Here is a 15,443-nt window from a genome sequence, read left to right as displayed (position 1 = left end):
CGCATGAATTATCAGTATTACATTGCCGACGTATTTACCGACCGGATTTTCAACGGCGCACAAATTGCCGTATTTCCGGCCGCGGACGGGTTGGACGGCGACACCATGGCGCGCATCGCCCGCGAATTGAATTTATCGGAAACGGTGTTTGTGTCGCGTTTACCGGACGAAGCAAATACTTGGCGCATGCGCATTTTTTCGCCGTTCAAGGAAATCGACTTCGCCGGTCACCCGGTAATCGCCACGGCATACGTGTTGGCGGAAAGCGGCGAACTGCAATTGCCCAAACAGCTTACTCACTTGGTTTTGCGGCAAAACGTCGGCGATATAGAGGCTAACGTGACCAGCCGGGACGGCAAGCCGGTCTTCATTCAGTTCAGCCGCTCAGGCGATGCCATCATCGACCGCTTCGCCCCGACCGACGAAGAGTTATGCCAGTTTCTAGGCCTGCAAATTTCCGATTTGGATCATAAAAAATACTCGCCGCGCTTGGTTTCTTGCGGCATGCCGTATTTGATCGTGCCGGTATGGAATTACGAATCGGTGCGCAAGGCTCGTTTCAACTATGCGGCCTGGAGTCAATCCATCGCACCGCAAACCGCCGCGCAGGAAATTTTGCTGTTCGCGCCGAAATCGCCGAATCCGGATGCCGATTTCAACGCTCGCTTGTTCGGCCCCAACATCAGCTTATACGACGATCCGCCGGTCGGCAGCGCGATGCCGGCCTTTTGCCACTATCTGTGCTCGTTCGAGCATACCCAAAAAGGCACCCACACTTTTTCCGTAGAACGCGGCGAAATCAAAACCCGGCGCAGCTTGCTACAGCTGGAAATGGACAATAAGCAGCAGGAAAGGCTGATGGTGCGCATCGGCGGCCGCGCCGTGATTTTTGCGGACGGGTGGATTCATTTACCTGATTAATAGAGTTATCGAGGCCACAGCTTATGTTATTCGGTCGCAATCAGAAAAACCCGATCGTCATCGCCGACAAACAAGTCGTCAAGTGGACCTATTCCACTTGCAACTATTGTTCTACCGGTTGTTCTATCGAAATCGGCACCGATAAAGACGGCCAGCCGGTTGCCAACCGCGGGGTCGGCGGCGCCGACGTAAACCGCGGCAAGTTATGCGTGAAAGGCATTTTCGAGCACGAAGTGTTCGAAGCGGCAGGGCGCGGCGAAAAACCCTTGCTACGCCACGCCATCCACCAAGGCTACGATATGGTGAATTGGGATGTGGCGCTGGATCATATGGCCGCACAAATCCGCCGTATCCAAACCCGCTACGGGCGCGACTCGTTCGCGATCGTGTCTACCGGGCAATTGCTGACCGAGGAATTTTACACGCTGGGTAAACTGACCCGCGGCGTGATCGGCACCAACAATTACGACGGCAACACGACCTTGTGCATGGCCTCGGCGGTATCCGGCTATAAACGTTCTTTCGGTTCCGACGGCCCCCCCGGCTGTTACGAAGATTTCGAGCACACCGACTGCTTGATGGCCTGGGGCTCGAATTTGCCGGAACAACATCCCATCATTTACTGGCGCATGAAGGAAGCCCAGGAAAAGCGGGGTTTTCCGTTGATCGTGGTCGATCCCAGGGTAACCATGCTGGCGCAAAACGCCGACATCCACCTGGCGATCACGCCCGGCACCGACGTGGTGTTGCAAAACGCCATGATGCACGTGATTTTGGCCGAGGGCTTGGAAGACCGGGCCTACATCGAAGCCAATACCACCGGCTTCGAGCAACTGGAAAAAGAAGTCCAGAAATACGATCCGACCACGGCTGCCAAGATTTGCGGCATAGACGAAGATACCATCCGTTTGGTAGCGCGGATGTACGCTAAAGCCGACAAGGCCATGAGCATCTGGACCATGGGCATCAACCAAAGCACCCACGGCTCGGACGGCGTGGTCGGCATCAATAATCTGAATTTGATCACCGGCAACATAGGCAAGGCGGGCGGCACCAGTTTGTCCATCACCGGCCAATGCAATGCGATGGGCACACGCGAATGGTCGTCTTGCTCCGGGTTGCCGGGTTACCGTGCGCTGGAAAAAACCGAAGACCGGCAGGAAATCGCCGATTTTTGGGGCATAGACGCGGAATTTTTCCCCAAAAAACGCGGCTTGACCGAAACCGATATTTTTCCGGCGATCGAAGCCGGCGAAATCAAGGGCTTGTGGCTAGTGGCCACCAATCCTATGACCTCCATGCCTAACACCGCACGAATTCGCAAGACTCTGGAAAAACTCGAGTTCTTGGTGGTGCAGGACGCTTACGTCGACGTGGAAACCATCGAATACGCGCACCTGTTTTTACCGGCGGCGATTTGGGCAGAAAAAGAGGGCGTGTATACCAATACCGAACGCCGGGTCAACATCGTTCGTCAAGTCAAACCGCCACACGCCGACAGCAAATCGGATTTGGACATTTTCAACGAGCTGGCCAAACGTTTCGAACAAGGGCGAAAAATCCACTTTCCGGAGAAACCGGCCGAGGTGTTTGCAGAAATGAAGGCGTTGTCCAAAGGCCGCTTACTGGACATCTCCGGCATGGATCACGATTTGATCGAAGAAAAGCGCGGCATCCAATGGCCTTATACGGAGGCACAAGCCCGAAACGGAGAAGCCCCGCAAACGGCCGGCGTGCGCCTGTATACCGAGCCGGCCAGCTTTAGTTTTGCCGACGGCATGGCCAAATTGATTCCGTTGCCGTTTATCGACAATAACGAAGTGCCGGACGACGAATTTCCGTTTTGGCTGAATTCCGGGCGGTTGGTGGAACATTTTCACACCCGGACCCGGACCGGCAAGATAGGCAACAACAACAAATTCAGCCCGACGCCGTTCATGGAAATGAACCCGGACGCGGCGGCCGAATTGGGGATTACCCACCAGTCTTACGTCAGAGCCGTATCGCGGCGCGGCGACGCGGTGGTGATGGTTATGCTGACTCAGCGCGTGCCGAAGAACATGGTGTTCATCCCGTTTCACTTCTTCGACTGCGTCAACCGGTTGACCTTGGGCTTGTTGGATCCGCATTCGCGTCAACCGGCTTTCAAACAGTCGGCGGTGCGGATAGAGCACATCGACCAATTGCAAGCCGCGCGCTTGAACAAAGAACTAAGGGCTTATTGAGTCCTTGCCGGACGACAGCGCCGTCGCCGGCTGGGATTAGGTTAAGCCGGAACCTTTGCCTTCGAGTCAGACGAGCGACAATTAGCGTTCCGCTCGCCGATGCGCAATCGGCATACCACGGCGCCGCGGGTGCGGCGCGACTCCACGAATCGAACGGCACTCGGGCTTGTTTGTCCCGGGTCGGCCAAATTTTCGGCGCATTTCGCCGGTAATCGAGATTGACTATGTTTGAAGTAAGAAACGACGAACCCGACTACGCGTTTTTGTGGGATAAGGAAACCAAAACGCAAAACCGCTACGGACAAGACATCGAGTTGGCAAAGGCAGGCGACGATTTGCACGGCAAGAGCCTGAATATCAACGGCGACAGCGGCATCGGCGACAATCCCAATCGGTATAAGCAACACGGTTTTTTCTTTACCGCCGACAATTGCATAGGTTGCCACGCCTGTGAATCGGCCTGTTCGGAGAAAAACGACAATCCGGCCCACATCGCCTTTCGTTCGGTCGGCTTCGTGGAAGGTGGGACTTATCCGAATTATCAGCGCATCAATATTTCGATGGCTTGCAACCACTGCGACGATCCGGTGTGCTTGAAAGGCTGCCCGACCCGCGCTTACACCAAATTCACAGAATACGGCGCGGTGCTGCAAGATCCGGAAATCTGTTTCGGCTGCGGCTACTGTACCTGGGTATGCCCTTACAATGCGCCGCAGCTGGACCCGGTCAAAGGTCAGGTCAGTAAATGCAATATGTGCGTGGACCGTCTGGAAGTCGGCCTCAAGCCGGCTTGCGTCAGTGCCTGCTTGGGTAATGCATTGGATTTCGGCGTGGTCGAAAACATTCCGGAAGGGCGGGTGCAGGCCAAAACCGAGATTCCCGGCTTTCCCAGCGCCGAGATTACCCACCCCAACATCCGGTTTCAGCAAACCCGTTCCACCCATCGGGAAATGACCCGCACCGACAGTATGCCCGTCAAATATCACCGCGACGATCAGGTCGGTCTATTCAAACCGGTGGTGGACCGCAAGCACGGCGAAGCGATGCACTGGAATTTGCGCAAATTGCTGACCAGTCACGAGAGCGCGCACGTGATTTTCACCCTGTGTACCCAAGGCACGCTCGGCGCTTTCTTGCTTATGCTGCTAGGCCCTAGCCTCGGCTTGCCGGAACTGGCTTTGGTCAAGCAATCCCCGGTGTTCGCCCCGTTATTGGCGAGCGTCGTGTTGTTGTGCAGTTTGGGACTGTACAAATTGAATATGCATCTCGGCAAGCCGCATCGTTTCTACCGCGGATTCAACAATTTGCGTCTGTCGCCGGTCAGCCGGGAGATTGCCGGGGTGTCGGCGTTTTACACCGGATTGCTGGGTTATAGCGCGTTTGCGCTGTTCGATAACGGGTTCACCGATTTTATTGCCGGGATGTTCGGCATGTTGGCGCTGATCGGCGGCCCGGTCGGCTTGTTTTACATGTACAAACTGTACCGGATTCCGGCCCGGCCGTTTTGGAACCATTACCAAACCGGTACCGCGTTTTTCGGCAGCATGCTCAGTCTTGGCGGCTTGATCGTCGCGGTGGCGGCTTTGACGAATTTGCCGCTGTCAACAGCGGGTTTGCCAGCGCTGAGCGCCGGCTTGGCCGCCGTCATCGCTACAGGGCTCAGCCTGGAAGCGTTCGGACACCTGATGCATGCCCGCGACATGCAAGCCCTGGGCAACGAAGGCGCCGCTTCGCACTATCAACAAACCACGTTTTACGGTAAATCCTATTGGTTGCGTAACGGCCTGCTAGCCTATGCCGTCGTTCAAGCCTGGATGTTATCGCTAACCGGCGTTTCCGGCGGTTTCGGTCTGGCCTGTGCGCTAGCGTTGGCGATGGCGATGCTGATATCCGCGGTGTTCGGCCGTTCGCTGTTCTTCGTATTAGTGATTCCGACCACGATGCCGGGGGCGTTTTTCTGGAAAAACCAAGGTTTCGTCGAGCACGCCCGCGAAACCGGCCTGGCCGACGCGCCGCAGCACGGCGTGGTATACGAGCGCCACCACGCATTCGATGTCGGCGAATTGATGGCAACCATCAAAGCCCACTCCCTAGACGACATGATTAAGCACATCAAATGGATTTTCGGTAAATGATTCAACCTTAACCTAGCGAGGCATAAAGCATGCAAGCGGACCAGCGTATCTTTATATTGCAAGATTATTTGCAACCCTGTGCGGACGATCCCATTCGCTCGCTGGTATTGCAAACCGAGCACGCCGCCATCGTCGCCTGGCACGTCGCGCCCGGTCAGGAAATTGCCGCCCACGTACATCCGGGCGGGCAAGACACCTGGACGGTCATTTCCGGCGAAGCGGATTATTATTTGGGTGGCCGGCAAAGCATGAAACTGAAACCCGGCGACATCGCGGTGGCTAAAGTCGGCGAAGTACACGGTGCTTTGAATTCCGGCAGTGAGCCTTTCGTCTTCGTCTCGGTTGTGGCCGGCTCGATGCCGGGTTACCAGTTAGCGGATAAATAGCTAGGCAAGTCGATGAAAAGCCACATCCAAACCATGGTCCGCCAACTCGCCGCCGGCTTGCTGGAACGCGACGAACCCTTGCGTTTGGCCTTGCTGTCCGCGTTGGCCGGCGAACATCTTTTATTGCTCGGCCAGCCGGGTACCGCTAAAAGCGAAATGGCCAGGCGTTTGCATTTGGCGTTCAGCGACGGCGGTTACTTCGAACGCTTGCTGACTAAATTTTCGGTGCCGGAAGAGCTATTCGGGCCGCTGTCGATCAAGGCCTTGGAGGAAGACCGCTATCTGCGCTTGACCGAACGTTATTTGCCTAGCGCCAGCATTGCCTTCATAGACGAAATTTTCAAGGCTAACAGCGCGATATTGAATGCATTGTTGACGCTATTGAACGAACGCGAATTCGACAACGGCGATGCCCGGCTCAAAGTGCCGTTGATCTCGGTGATCGCTGCCAGCAACGAGTTGCCGGAGGATGATAGCTTGCTTGCCCTGTACGACCGGTTTTTATGCCGTTATCAGGTGCAGGCGGTCAGCGATGCGCAGTTTGTCGCGTTGTTACAGTTAACCGAAACCAAGGCTCAGCTTGACGCCGGATTGCGCTTCAGTCGCGACGAGATTGCCCGAATTCAAGCCGACGCCGTCACAGTGACCTTGCCGGAGCAGGTATTAACATTGCTTCAAGAGTTACGGCAATTTCTGCAACAAAACGGCCTACAGGTCTCGGATCGGCGCTGGCGCAAGGCCGTCAAACTGCTGAAAGTCGCCGCGTTTACCGACGACAGGCGGCAGGTGTCGATTTGGGATTGCGGTTTGCTGCAACATTGTCTGTGGTCTGAGCCGGAACAACGCGAAATGCTATTCGCATGGTACTGCCGTTACGTCGGCACCGGCAGCCAGTTAGGCTTGCCGGCCCTGGACAAATTGGTGGCGACTTGGGAAGCCGCCTTGCAGCGCGACAGTCACAGCCAAGTGCAACGGCTGGACCATCAAGGCCGGCCGGTATTTATCGCTGCCGACGGCCGCACCACTCTACAGCCCGTCACCCATAATGCGGTCATGCGCGACGGCCAGCTTTTGTACCTCGCTCCACCCGGCACCGAGGAGCGCAGCAATGACGGTACGGGTTACAGCAAGCAGGAACTGGCGCAGCGCTTTTTCGACCGCTTGTACCAACAGACGCATTTGGACGGCCAATGGGTACACCTGGACCAATACGTCGCCAATCCGGCCAACCGCTTCATCGAACGGATAGAAAATGCACCGTGCATGGAGCCGTTAAAACACAGTTCGGCCTTCATCGCCGCGCGGCTAGCCGAAACCGGACGTTTGACGGTGGAGCTGACCGCTTTGCGCGACAGCGTGCAAAACCAAGTCGATTCGTTAGCCGCTACCTTGCGCGATCCGCTATGGCTGCCGGCCGAGTTTGCGCAAACGGCGGCGGCCGGCTTGCAACAAGCCTTGCGGCATGTAACACAATTGCTTGCCCGGCTGCAGGCGGTGGCCGACGGTTACGCCGGTTTGCCGCAACTCGGCTGATGTTTCGCCGCTTCGAAACCCGCTTTGCCTTGCTGGACGCATTGCCGGACAGTCTTTATAGCCCGGTCGTTACCCATAGCCACGGTGAATTATTGGCACGCAGCGCTGCGGTGCTGCACTGGCGCGCTTGTCTGCTGGCCGGTCAATTACCGGAGCCGGACGCCACCGATTGGCCGGAACGCAACATTCGCCATACTATTTTGATGCGCCTGGAAACCTTGGAAATCGTGCAGTATTGCCGCGGCCAAGCGGAGCTGACCGACAGCATCTTGCTGGATCTACTGGAAGGTATAGGTAGCGCCGAGGATTATTTCGCTCTGAAACCGGACGGTTTCGTCGACAAATTGGCCCAGCGCCAGAAAATCAAAAACCAAGACTCGTCGTTCGCCGATCCGGAAGGACTGGCCGACCACGTCGAACGCTCGGGCGGCGGGGGTGAGCCTAACTTATCGTCACAGGCCCCCACCCGCCCATCCGAACCATTGCCGCAAGCAAACAACGTTGTCGACGAATCGCGATTGAGCTTGAATTCGCTGCCCCCCGGGCTGGCGGATTTGCCAAGCGAACCTAGCCCGGCCCAAAATGAAAATACCGATGGCAGCGTAGCGGCAACCCCGCCGTCAGGCAGCACTTCTTCAGGCCCCGGCGTTGAGATAGAGAAAATAGTGAGCGAACCTCTCGAACGCAACTGGCGTGAACTGGCACAAACCTGGCAGCAACTATCGGCCGTGTACGCCGAATTGGGCGGCTTGCTGGGCCGAGGTTGGGATTTGACTCAAGGCGTGTTAGCCGTGCACGGCTGGCGCGACATCGTGCGTTATCGGCGTTTGTTGCAGGACTCGCCGGAATTGGTCGAATTGATTGCGCTGATCGGACGTTTACGCCGTTCAATCGGCACGGAGAACTTACAGGCACTGGCCGAACGCATCGTCGCGCCGTTACGACGCCCGTACCCCGAGCCGCGGCCGCAGCATAATCCCCACCCCCCTATGGAAACCGGCGGCATCGAATTAGACGACGACTTGACGCGCATGCTACCCAGCGAACTGTCGCAACTGGGGCATCCCAAACTCAAGTGGTTATGGCATGCGCGTCGAGCGGAGCGGCGCTTGCTGACTTATTGCCGCCATGGTTTGCTGCCTGAGCCGCTTTGGGAGGAGCAGGACTTGGATGTGGACGCGCAATGCCCGCCGCAAGTCCAACCCGGCGGCTTGGGGGCCGGACCCATCATTGTATGTTTGGATACCTCGGCGTCTATGCACGGCGCACCGGAAACGATCGCCAAAGCCATTGTGTTGGAGGTGTTGCGGCTGGCCTACGCGGAACACCGGGCTTGTCATATTTACGCATTTAGCGGGCCGCAGCAGATACTGGAGCACGAACTGGATTTAACCCGCGGTGGCTTGAAGCAGCTATTACAATTTTTGCAACATAGCTTTCACGGCGGTACCGACGTCGTACAACCTTTACTGAACGCCTTGGCCAAACAACACAACGAAGCTTGGCTAAATGCCGATATTCTCCTGATTACCGACGGACGCTTCCCTTTACAGGCTCCGGCGTTTGAGCGCATCGAAGCCCTAAAACGCCAACAAGGCTTGCGCATTCATGGACTGTTGCTGGGCAACTGGCGCAGCCGGGCTTTGGAGGCCCTGTGCGAGCCTTTGCATCGGTTCAACGGAATGCAGTCCGGCGCAGAGGAACTTGATTAGGAGATGACCGAGCTAAACTTGTCGCCCGCCGATCACGCCGTTCGTTCCAGCAACGCATTGCGGGCCTCGGTGATCCGGATAAACTGCTCATGGCTGCCGCCGACGTCGGGGTGGGCCTTCTGAGCCAGCCGCCGAAAAGCGGTTTTGATCTGGGTGGGATCGAGCGCTCCGTCTAACGGCAAATTCAGGACTTGGCGATGTTGCCGGTCGCTGAGTCGGCGGTCGTGGTTTGGCGGTTGAATTCGGCTTTGGTTGTAGCGTGTTTGGTACTCGAATAGCCTTGCCTGCGCCGCGCGGCGTTGTTTGAGGGATTCCCGACGCAACGCCACTTGATCGTCTTGCCATTTTTGCCGCGACATGACCGCGCAAGCGGCAAAATCCATCCAACCTTTTGCCTCAAGTTCATCGAGATTAAACGGTCCGACCATATCGTAAGGCTCCTCCAGCCAAGCGTTTCGGCCAGCCGGCCCGGCTTCAATCCGCCCGATCGTCACGGTATCGACAATGCCGAGCGAGCCGTTCCAAATGACCCATAGCTCTTCTTGTTCCGGCCACGGACTGTGATGCATGCTTTTTCTCCGGTTGGCTGATTGAAAAGGTTTTTCAATCAGCAGCAAATTGAATACCAAGAATCCGAGCCTTTGTGAAAACAGCGCTATCCGGCGTCTGTCGGAAGCAAGCGCTAACGGCCTGAAATGGATATTTAGTCGTTCATTACCGATGAGGCACGGGAAAACGCACAAAATGTAATTTTTTCGACAAAGTAAAGCTTATTGCAAAAGGTCAAGCGGCACGGCTTGGGTAAGTGTTTCATCGTGGGATTAAATCCTTGCGTATAATCGGTTTTTCACTCACGTGCGATAAGGATACTTATGTTTGACTTAGAACTGTTTTTTGCCAATCGGGTGCAGCAATTACAGGCTTACCCTCTGTATTCCAGGGTGATGGAATTACCGAAACCGCAGCGATGGGCGGCGTGGTTGAGCGCGTTTTTGTTGAGTCAAATACTGGTGTTCGGTAGTTTATATCTGCTTTTCGGTTCGTTAGTCGTCATAGGGTTTTTCGCAAGTATTTTGGCCGGTTTGGCGACAGGGTTGGGCGCTTTGCCGGCCTTGTTCCTGAAAGATATATCGGCGCGGTTGTTTAACGGCATGTTAGGCGCTGCAGCGGGGGTGATGTTGGCGGCTACCGCGTTTTCTTTGTTGGTACCGGGAATTGACTTTGGCGAACAAGCTTGGCCGGGTAAAGGTTTGCTGGTTGTTTCGGTCGGCATGTTGTTGGGTGCGCTGTTTTTACATTTCGCGGATCAAAAGCTGCCGCACTTGCATTTTGAAACGGTTGCCGAAGAAAGCCTGGATTCCCTGCAAAAGATTTCGCTATTTATCATCGCGATAACCATACATAATTTTCCGGAAGGCATGTCGGTCGGAGTAAGTTTCGGCACCGGGGACCTGCACAACGGCAGCGTGCTGGCCATTGCCATCGCGTTGCAAAATATCCCGGAAGGCTTGGCCGTCGCCTTGCCGTTGGTCGGCTTAGGTTACGACAAATGGAAGGCTGTCGGTATCGCGACCTTGACCGGCTTAGTGGAACCGGTCGGTGGATTGTTGGGCATCACCATGGTGACGGTTTTTTCTTCGTTTTTACCGATAGCGATGGGATTCGCGGCCGGCGCGATGTTATTTGTCATCAGTGAAGAAATTATTCCGGAAACGCATGCCAAAGGCCGTTCCAGGGTTGCGACCTTTTCGTTGATGGGCGGCTTCATCATCATGATGATACTGGACAAGATAATCGGTTGATGGTTTAACGGGCCCAGGCAACTAGAGCTTTCATTATTTTCCGAAAAATCCACACATGGAATTGACGATCAATTGGTTCGGTTATTGGCATACGGCCGATATAAAGCAGGCGTTGTTTCCCATTTTTAGCAGTTTTGTCGTGATTGCAGCGGCCGAGATTGGCGATAAGAGTCAGTTGGTTTGCATGGTGTTGGCTTCGAAACATCGTAGCGCACCGGTATTTTGGGGAGCGGTTAGCGCATTTGCTACGCTAAACACCTTAGCCGTATTGTTTGGCGCTGCTTTGGCGCAATGGTTGCCCGAGTATTTGCTGGCAGCTTGCGTAGCGCTGATGTTTGCCGGGTTTGGCTTACACGCTATTTTCGCTAACGCGGAGGAAGAACAAGAGGAGGTGGTCGAAATCAGCCGGCGCGGTATGTTTTTGACCACATTGACGCTGATTACGGTAGCCGAATTTGGCGATAAAACGCAGTTGGCAGTAGCGGCTTTAAGTTCCACGGCAGAGCCGTGGGCGGTTTGGACAGGCGCTACTCTAGCCTTGGCGCTTACCTCGGGTTTAGGCATTTTGGCCGGTAAAACCCTGTTGAAACGCATGCGTTTATCGTTGTTAAAAAAAATCAGCGGTATTATTTTTATCGTTTTGGCACTCAGCGCGGCTTATCGGGCGCTGATTTCGCTGCCGACTTGGGTTTGGGACAAGATATGTTTCTCGGCGTTTGTCTAGTGTAAGACTGAATCGGAAATTGGGTGGCACGCATGGTTTTTCCGCAATACCGATGGCAGGACGTATTGGGAATGGTATCGACGGCCGTGCTGTATGCCGCATTAGGAAAATTAGTCTTAAATTACTTTTCGGCAGAAGGCAACGTGACGTTGGTATGGTTCCCGTCGGGCCTGGCTCTTGCCGTGTTGATTTTAAAAGGTCCGCGAGTTTGGCCGGGAATATTTGCCGGTGCGCTTGTCGCAGGCCTGATGGTCAACGACGGCTGGGGATTGAGCGCAGCCATAGCGGTGGGAAATACCTTAGAGCCGCTTTTGGCGACGTGGTGGCTGACGCACACGACAAAATTTTCTCCGGATCTTAACAAGCCGGAGCACTTTTATTATCTGGGCATCATCTCGATCTGCTGCAGCTTCATCAGTGCCAGCGTAGGCCCTGTGGCGATCATGAGCCAAGATCTATTACCCGTGGAAGCATTACCGATTGCATTGCTGCACTGGTGGATGTCCGACGTGTTAGGCGTAATTTCGGTGGTCCCGGTCCTGTTGGTTTGGCGCCAATGGCCCAAGGAATGGTTTACTCCGCAGCGATTGAAAGAAACCTTGGCTTTTTTGACGGTTTCCGTAGTAACGGCGCTGGATGTTTTTCTCGGCATGTTCCAGGCGCAACTGGGCGATCTTGCCCGCGATTACTGGATATTCGTCGTCATGTTCTGGGGGGCGACGCGTTTTGCTCGGCATGGCGTGCAATGGGTGGCGATTGTGACAGCAGTGACTGCACTATTGGGCGCTGCATCCGGTAACGGCTATTTTGCGCACGATTTTGAAAAAAGCGGCTTGGTCAACTATTGGTTATTCCAAATGGTGTTTTCGGCGTTGGGGACCTTGTTAGCGTTGATTTTGCACGATACCCGGCAGACCAGTGCCCGATTAGCCGCCAGCGAGCATAGGCTGCAATCGATTATCGACGTATCCCCGGTATCTTATGCGCTGATCGACGCAGAACAGCGCATCACCTTATTGAATCCGGCATTTATCTCTACATTCGGTTATACGGTTCGCGATATTCCGAGCTTGAGCGATTGGTGGGAAAAAGCCATTCCCGACAGCGCCAATAGAAATCGGATGCAACAATTGTGGGTAAAACGCTTAGGGAATGCCGGCCGGCCGGGAGTGGAGTTTGAGCCGGTAGAAATGGAAGTCAAGTGTAAAAACGGCGGGATCCGGCACGTGATTGCTACGACAGGCCAACTCAGCGGGGTATTCGAGAACGAGTACCTAACGATATTTTTAGACGTAACCGAGCAAACGCGGATAGGCAAGGCCTTATCCGACTCGAACGTTTTTTTAAATACGATACTGGAAACGTTACCGATTCGAATCTTCTGGAAGGACAAAGAGCGGCGTTATCAGGGGGCGAATAACCTGTTCGCGATGGATGCCGGCTGTGATTCGGTAGCCGAACTGGTCGGTAAAACGGACGATGATTTAGTCTGGTGGCAGATGGCGGAACGCTATCGAGCCGACGACGTAAGGGTCATCGAAACCGGTGAAAGCGCTTTCGCTTACGAAGAGCCGCAAATCAATAAGTACGGCGATTTAATATGGCTGCGGACTTCTAAGTTTCCGTTGCGCAATAGTAACGGCGATATTATCGGTTTATTGGGAACATACGAAGACATTACGATGCGTAAACGCATCGAAGATCAGCTCACCTGGCGTACCACTTTTCTGGAAGCCTTGCTGGATTCGTCTCCGGCCGGCGTTCTGGCGGTCGATACCCAAGGTAAAAAGTTGTTACAGAATCGACGTATCGCCGAGTTTTGGGAAATTCCTCCCGAAATAGCCGATGACGTTAACGACGAAGCTCAATTGGCGTTCGTCACCGATAAAACCAAACATCCCGATCAGTTTGCCGAGCAAGTCGCATATTTGTATGCGCATCCGGATCAAGCGAGTCGAGATGAGATTGAACTGATCAATGGTTTGGTCTTGGAGCGCTTTACCTGGCCTATTCTGGATAGACAAAACAATTGTTACGGGCGAATCTGGTATTTCAACGATATTACCGAACGACGCAACTCGGAGCGCAATTTGCTGCACAAGCAATATTACGAACGCGCATTGCTCGATAACTTTCCGTTCGTCGTTTGGCTAAAAGACCAAAACTGTAAATATTTGGCGGTGAACCGCCGCTTCATCGAAAGATACGGCATAGACGCCGACCAGGTAATCGGCAAAATGGATTTCGATCTTTTCCCCGGCCGGATTGCAAAAAAGTGTTATGAGCAAGATTGCGAAGTAATGCGTTCCGGTCAGCGCAGATACCGCGAAGAAAGTCTGTCGTTTAAAGGACAGGAGCAATGGCAGGAAATTTACCAAGCCCCGCTATTCGACGATGAGCGCAAGGTTTTGGGGACAGTCGGATTCGCGCGCGATATTAGCCAGCGTAAAGCGCATGAAGATGCTTTGAAATTAGCGGCTTCGGTATTCGAGAACAGCAACGAGGCTATGCTGATAACCGATGCCGACAATAGAATTCTCAATATCAATCCCGCTTACGAAAATCTGACGGGTTATCGCCGGGAACATGCGATTGGCCGCATTCCAAACATTCTAGTCAGTGCAGAGCAGCAGGCCGGGATGCCGGAGGCCGTTGATCAAGCCATTTCCGCCACTGGAAAATGGCGAGGGTTGTTAGTCGCACGGCAAGCATCCGGAGAGCGTTACAGTCAAGAAGTACTGATCAACGCAATCTTCGATTCCGGCGGGCATTTGTTCCGCAAAGTGATTATTTTCTTGGAAAGAAAATCCACACCGCCGGCCTAGGAATGATGATGCACCGGTGCGTGTAAGCCGGAGGGTGCGAAGTCTAATGGGCGTTGGAAACCAGTTCTTTTACGTATTGATACAGCAAACGCGCCGATTTCGGTGGTTTGTTTTGCTCCAGCTCTTTCAGGGAATTGCGTTGCAATTGCCTGACATATTGCACGTCGGCATCCGGAAACTCATCGACAAGACGAGTCAGCTGTTCCTTGCCATTGTCGCTTAATAGCAGATCGCGCCAGCGTTCGGATTGGTGGTGTTCGCGAACAGCGTGAGCGCTTTTGTTGCTGATTCGATCCAAATGTTCTTTAACTTGATCCACCAATTCCAACTCTTTTAGTTGCGCGGTAATGTATTTCAGCGAGCGCTTACGGGCCGCCGTTTTACCCATCTTTGCAACGTCCAACAGCGCCGATTCTATCGCTTCCGGTAAGCCGAATTCCCGAATTTGTTCCGGCTTATGTCGGCTTATCGCTTCCACCATGTCGAAAATCGCCCCCAATTCCTTTTTCAATTGGGTTTTGTTGGGGCGAATGGCGTAATATTCGACACTTTCCTCGCCGTCTTCGTCGAAATCCTCGTATTCAGTCATTTCTTAACAGAGTAATTAACAAAATTACAAAAGCAACCACTACGCTGAGCGGCAAAATTACACTAGGCCAATCGGCCGTCCGCGCTTTACTGTGGGTGATCGCCGATTTTGTTTTTGGCAACCACCAAAGAAATAGCGCTATTCCCAGCATTGCTATCAGCGCTTGTTCCGATAAGGACACATCCACCTCCAGCGGGATTTGAAGAAGTCATAAGCTCCGGAGAGCCAAGATCTTCCGTTTTGGAATGGGTTTAGTACCTTTCGTCACCACAGGCAACGGACATACCGACATGCGACTGGCGAATTCTATCAGACATTCCGTAAAAACTGCCGGCAATAGTGATGAGCTTGCTACAGGACAAAGATCAAAGTTTTTTCTAAACTCTACGGTAATCTGTCTGGCCGAGCGATAAAATACCCAGAGCCTGGATTCGGGTTTGGAACGGTAGTACTCTGTAGACGTGGTTGCGTTAACGTAACGGCTAATTCCAAGCGTATGGATAGACCATTTCAATAATTTTTTGAAAGATGAATAGGATTTTCCATTATCAATTTATGCAGGGCGACCGGCTTCAGTCAGCGCCGAGCGTT

Annotated in this window: 11 protein-coding genes; 9 read left to right on the top strand and 2 right to left on the bottom strand. The window is 54.0% G+C overall.

What is annotated here, in order from left to right; genetic code table 11:
• The first annotated feature begins 3 nt into the window (after positions 1-3).
• From F1E05_RS10340 to F1E05_RS10315, 6 genes are all read left to right on the top strand, one after another.
• Positions 4-921, top strand: coding sequence for a PhzF family phenazine biosynthesis protein (locus F1E05_RS10340; RefSeq protein ID WP_150048216.1), 918 nt, complete (start codon positions 4-6; stop codon positions 919-921).
• Between the two features lie 23 nt (positions 922-944).
• Entirely contained in the window at positions 945-3,146 is a 2,202-nt protein-coding gene (locus F1E05_RS10335; RefSeq protein WP_150048215.1) for a molybdopterin oxidoreductase family protein, read from the top strand.
• Between the two features lie 224 nt (positions 3,147-3,370).
• Positions 3,371-5,281 carry a DmsC/YnfH family molybdoenzyme membrane anchor subunit gene (locus tag F1E05_RS10330; RefSeq protein WP_150048214.1) on the top strand — a complete coding sequence of 637 codons (1,911 nt, stop codon included), beginning with the start codon at positions 3,371-3,373 and terminating at the stop codon, positions 5,279-5,281.
• A 29-nt stretch (positions 5,282-5,310) separates the two neighbouring features.
• Positions 5,311-5,667: a cupin domain-containing protein gene (locus F1E05_RS10325; protein ID WP_150048213.1), complete on the top strand. Its 357-nt coding sequence runs from the start codon at positions 5,311-5,313 to the stop codon at positions 5,665-5,667.
• 12 nt (positions 5,668-5,679) lie between these two features.
• Positions 5,680-7,200 (top strand): AAA family ATPase, encoded by a 1,521-nt coding sequence (locus F1E05_RS10320; protein ID WP_150048212.1) that lies wholly within the window; start codon positions 5,680-5,682, stop codon positions 7,198-7,200.
• On the top strand, positions 7,200-8,912 hold the full coding sequence (locus F1E05_RS10315; protein ID WP_190303106.1) for a VWA domain-containing protein: 1,713 nt from the start codon (positions 7,200-7,202) through the stop codon (positions 8,910-8,912). Before F1E05_RS10320 ends, F1E05_RS10315 begins: the two co-directional genes overlap by 1 nt.
• A gap of 32 nt (positions 8,913-8,944) precedes the next feature.
• Here the strand turns inward: F1E05_RS10315 and F1E05_RS10310 are convergent, their stop codons facing one another.
• Complete coding sequence (locus F1E05_RS10310; protein WP_150048210.1) at positions 8,945-9,481, bottom strand: J domain-containing protein; 537 nt, start codon at positions 9,479-9,481, stop codon at positions 8,945-8,947.
• Between the two features lie 375 nt (positions 9,482-9,856).
• Between F1E05_RS10310 and F1E05_RS10305 the strand changes: the two genes are divergently transcribed.
• Genes F1E05_RS10305 through F1E05_RS10295 form a run of 3 tightly spaced genes read left to right on the top strand, consistent with a single transcriptional unit; the run spans position 9,857 to position 14,263 of the window.
• Positions 9,857-10,714 (top strand): ZIP family metal transporter, encoded by an 858-nt coding sequence (locus F1E05_RS10305; RefSeq protein ID WP_408631337.1) that lies wholly within the window; start codon positions 9,857-9,859, stop codon positions 10,712-10,714.
• Positions 10,715-10,769: 55 nt separating this feature from the next.
• Positions 10,770-11,438 (top strand): TMEM165/GDT1 family protein, encoded by a 669-nt coding sequence (locus F1E05_RS10300; protein WP_150048208.1) that lies wholly within the window; start codon positions 10,770-10,772, stop codon positions 11,436-11,438.
• A gap of 32 nt (positions 11,439-11,470) precedes the next feature.
• A complete protein-coding gene (locus F1E05_RS10295; protein WP_232056864.1) occupies positions 11,471-14,263 on the top strand; it encodes a PAS domain S-box protein in 2,793 nt (930 codons plus the stop codon).
• A 43-nt stretch (positions 14,264-14,306) separates the two neighbouring features.
• Here F1E05_RS10295 and yjgA read toward each other — a convergent pair whose 3' ends face one another.
• Entirely contained in the window at positions 14,307-14,852 is a 546-nt protein-coding gene (gene yjgA, locus F1E05_RS10290) for a ribosome biogenesis factor YjgA (RefSeq protein ID WP_150048206.1), read from the bottom strand.
• Positions 14,853-15,443: the final 591 nt, after the last annotated feature.

This window comes from Methylomonas rhizoryzae (assembly GCF_008632455.1).
In the GTDB taxonomy this organism is placed as follows: Bacteria; Pseudomonadota; Gammaproteobacteria; order Methylococcales; family Methylomonadaceae; genus Methylomonas; species Methylomonas rhizoryzae.
The sequence above is the reverse complement of the archived record's forward strand: the minus strand, read 5'-3'. Positions and strand labels throughout refer to the sequence as shown.

Bases quoted from the DNA above. Each gene is read 5' to 3' on its own strand.
- F1E05_RS10340 (WP_150048216.1), top strand. From the start codon at position 4: ATGAATTATCAGTATTACATTGCCGACGTATTTACCGACCGGATTTTC.
- F1E05_RS10335 (WP_150048215.1), top strand. From the start codon at position 945: ATGTTATTCGGTCGCAATCAGAAAAACCCGATCGTCATCGCCGACAAA.
- F1E05_RS10330 (WP_150048214.1), top strand. From the start codon at position 3,371: ATGTTTGAAGTAAGAAACGACGAACCCGACTACGCGTTTTTGTGGGAT.
- F1E05_RS10325 (WP_150048213.1), top strand. From the start codon at position 5,311: ATGCAAGCGGACCAGCGTATCTTTATATTGCAAGATTATTTGCAACCC.
- F1E05_RS10320 (WP_150048212.1), top strand. From the start codon at position 5,680: ATGAAAAGCCACATCCAAACCATGGTCCGCCAACTCGCCGCCGGCTTG.
- F1E05_RS10315 (WP_190303106.1), top strand. From the start codon at position 7,200: ATGTTTCGCCGCTTCGAAACCCGCTTTGCCTTGCTGGACGCATTGCCG.
- F1E05_RS10310 (WP_150048210.1), bottom strand. From the start codon at position 9,481: ATGCATCACAGTCCGTGGCCGGAACAAGAAGAGCTATGGGTCATTTGG.
- F1E05_RS10305 (WP_408631337.1), top strand. From the start codon at position 9,857: ATGGAATTACCGAAACCGCAGCGATGGGCGGCGTGGTTGAGCGCGTTT.
- F1E05_RS10300 (WP_150048208.1), top strand. From the start codon at position 10,770: ATGGAATTGACGATCAATTGGTTCGGTTATTGGCATACGGCCGATATA.
- F1E05_RS10295 (WP_232056864.1), top strand. From the start codon at position 11,471: ATGGTTTTTCCGCAATACCGATGGCAGGACGTATTGGGAATGGTATCG.
- yjgA (WP_150048206.1), bottom strand. From the start codon at position 14,852: ATGACTGAATACGAGGATTTCGACGAAGACGGCGAGGAAAGTGTCGAA.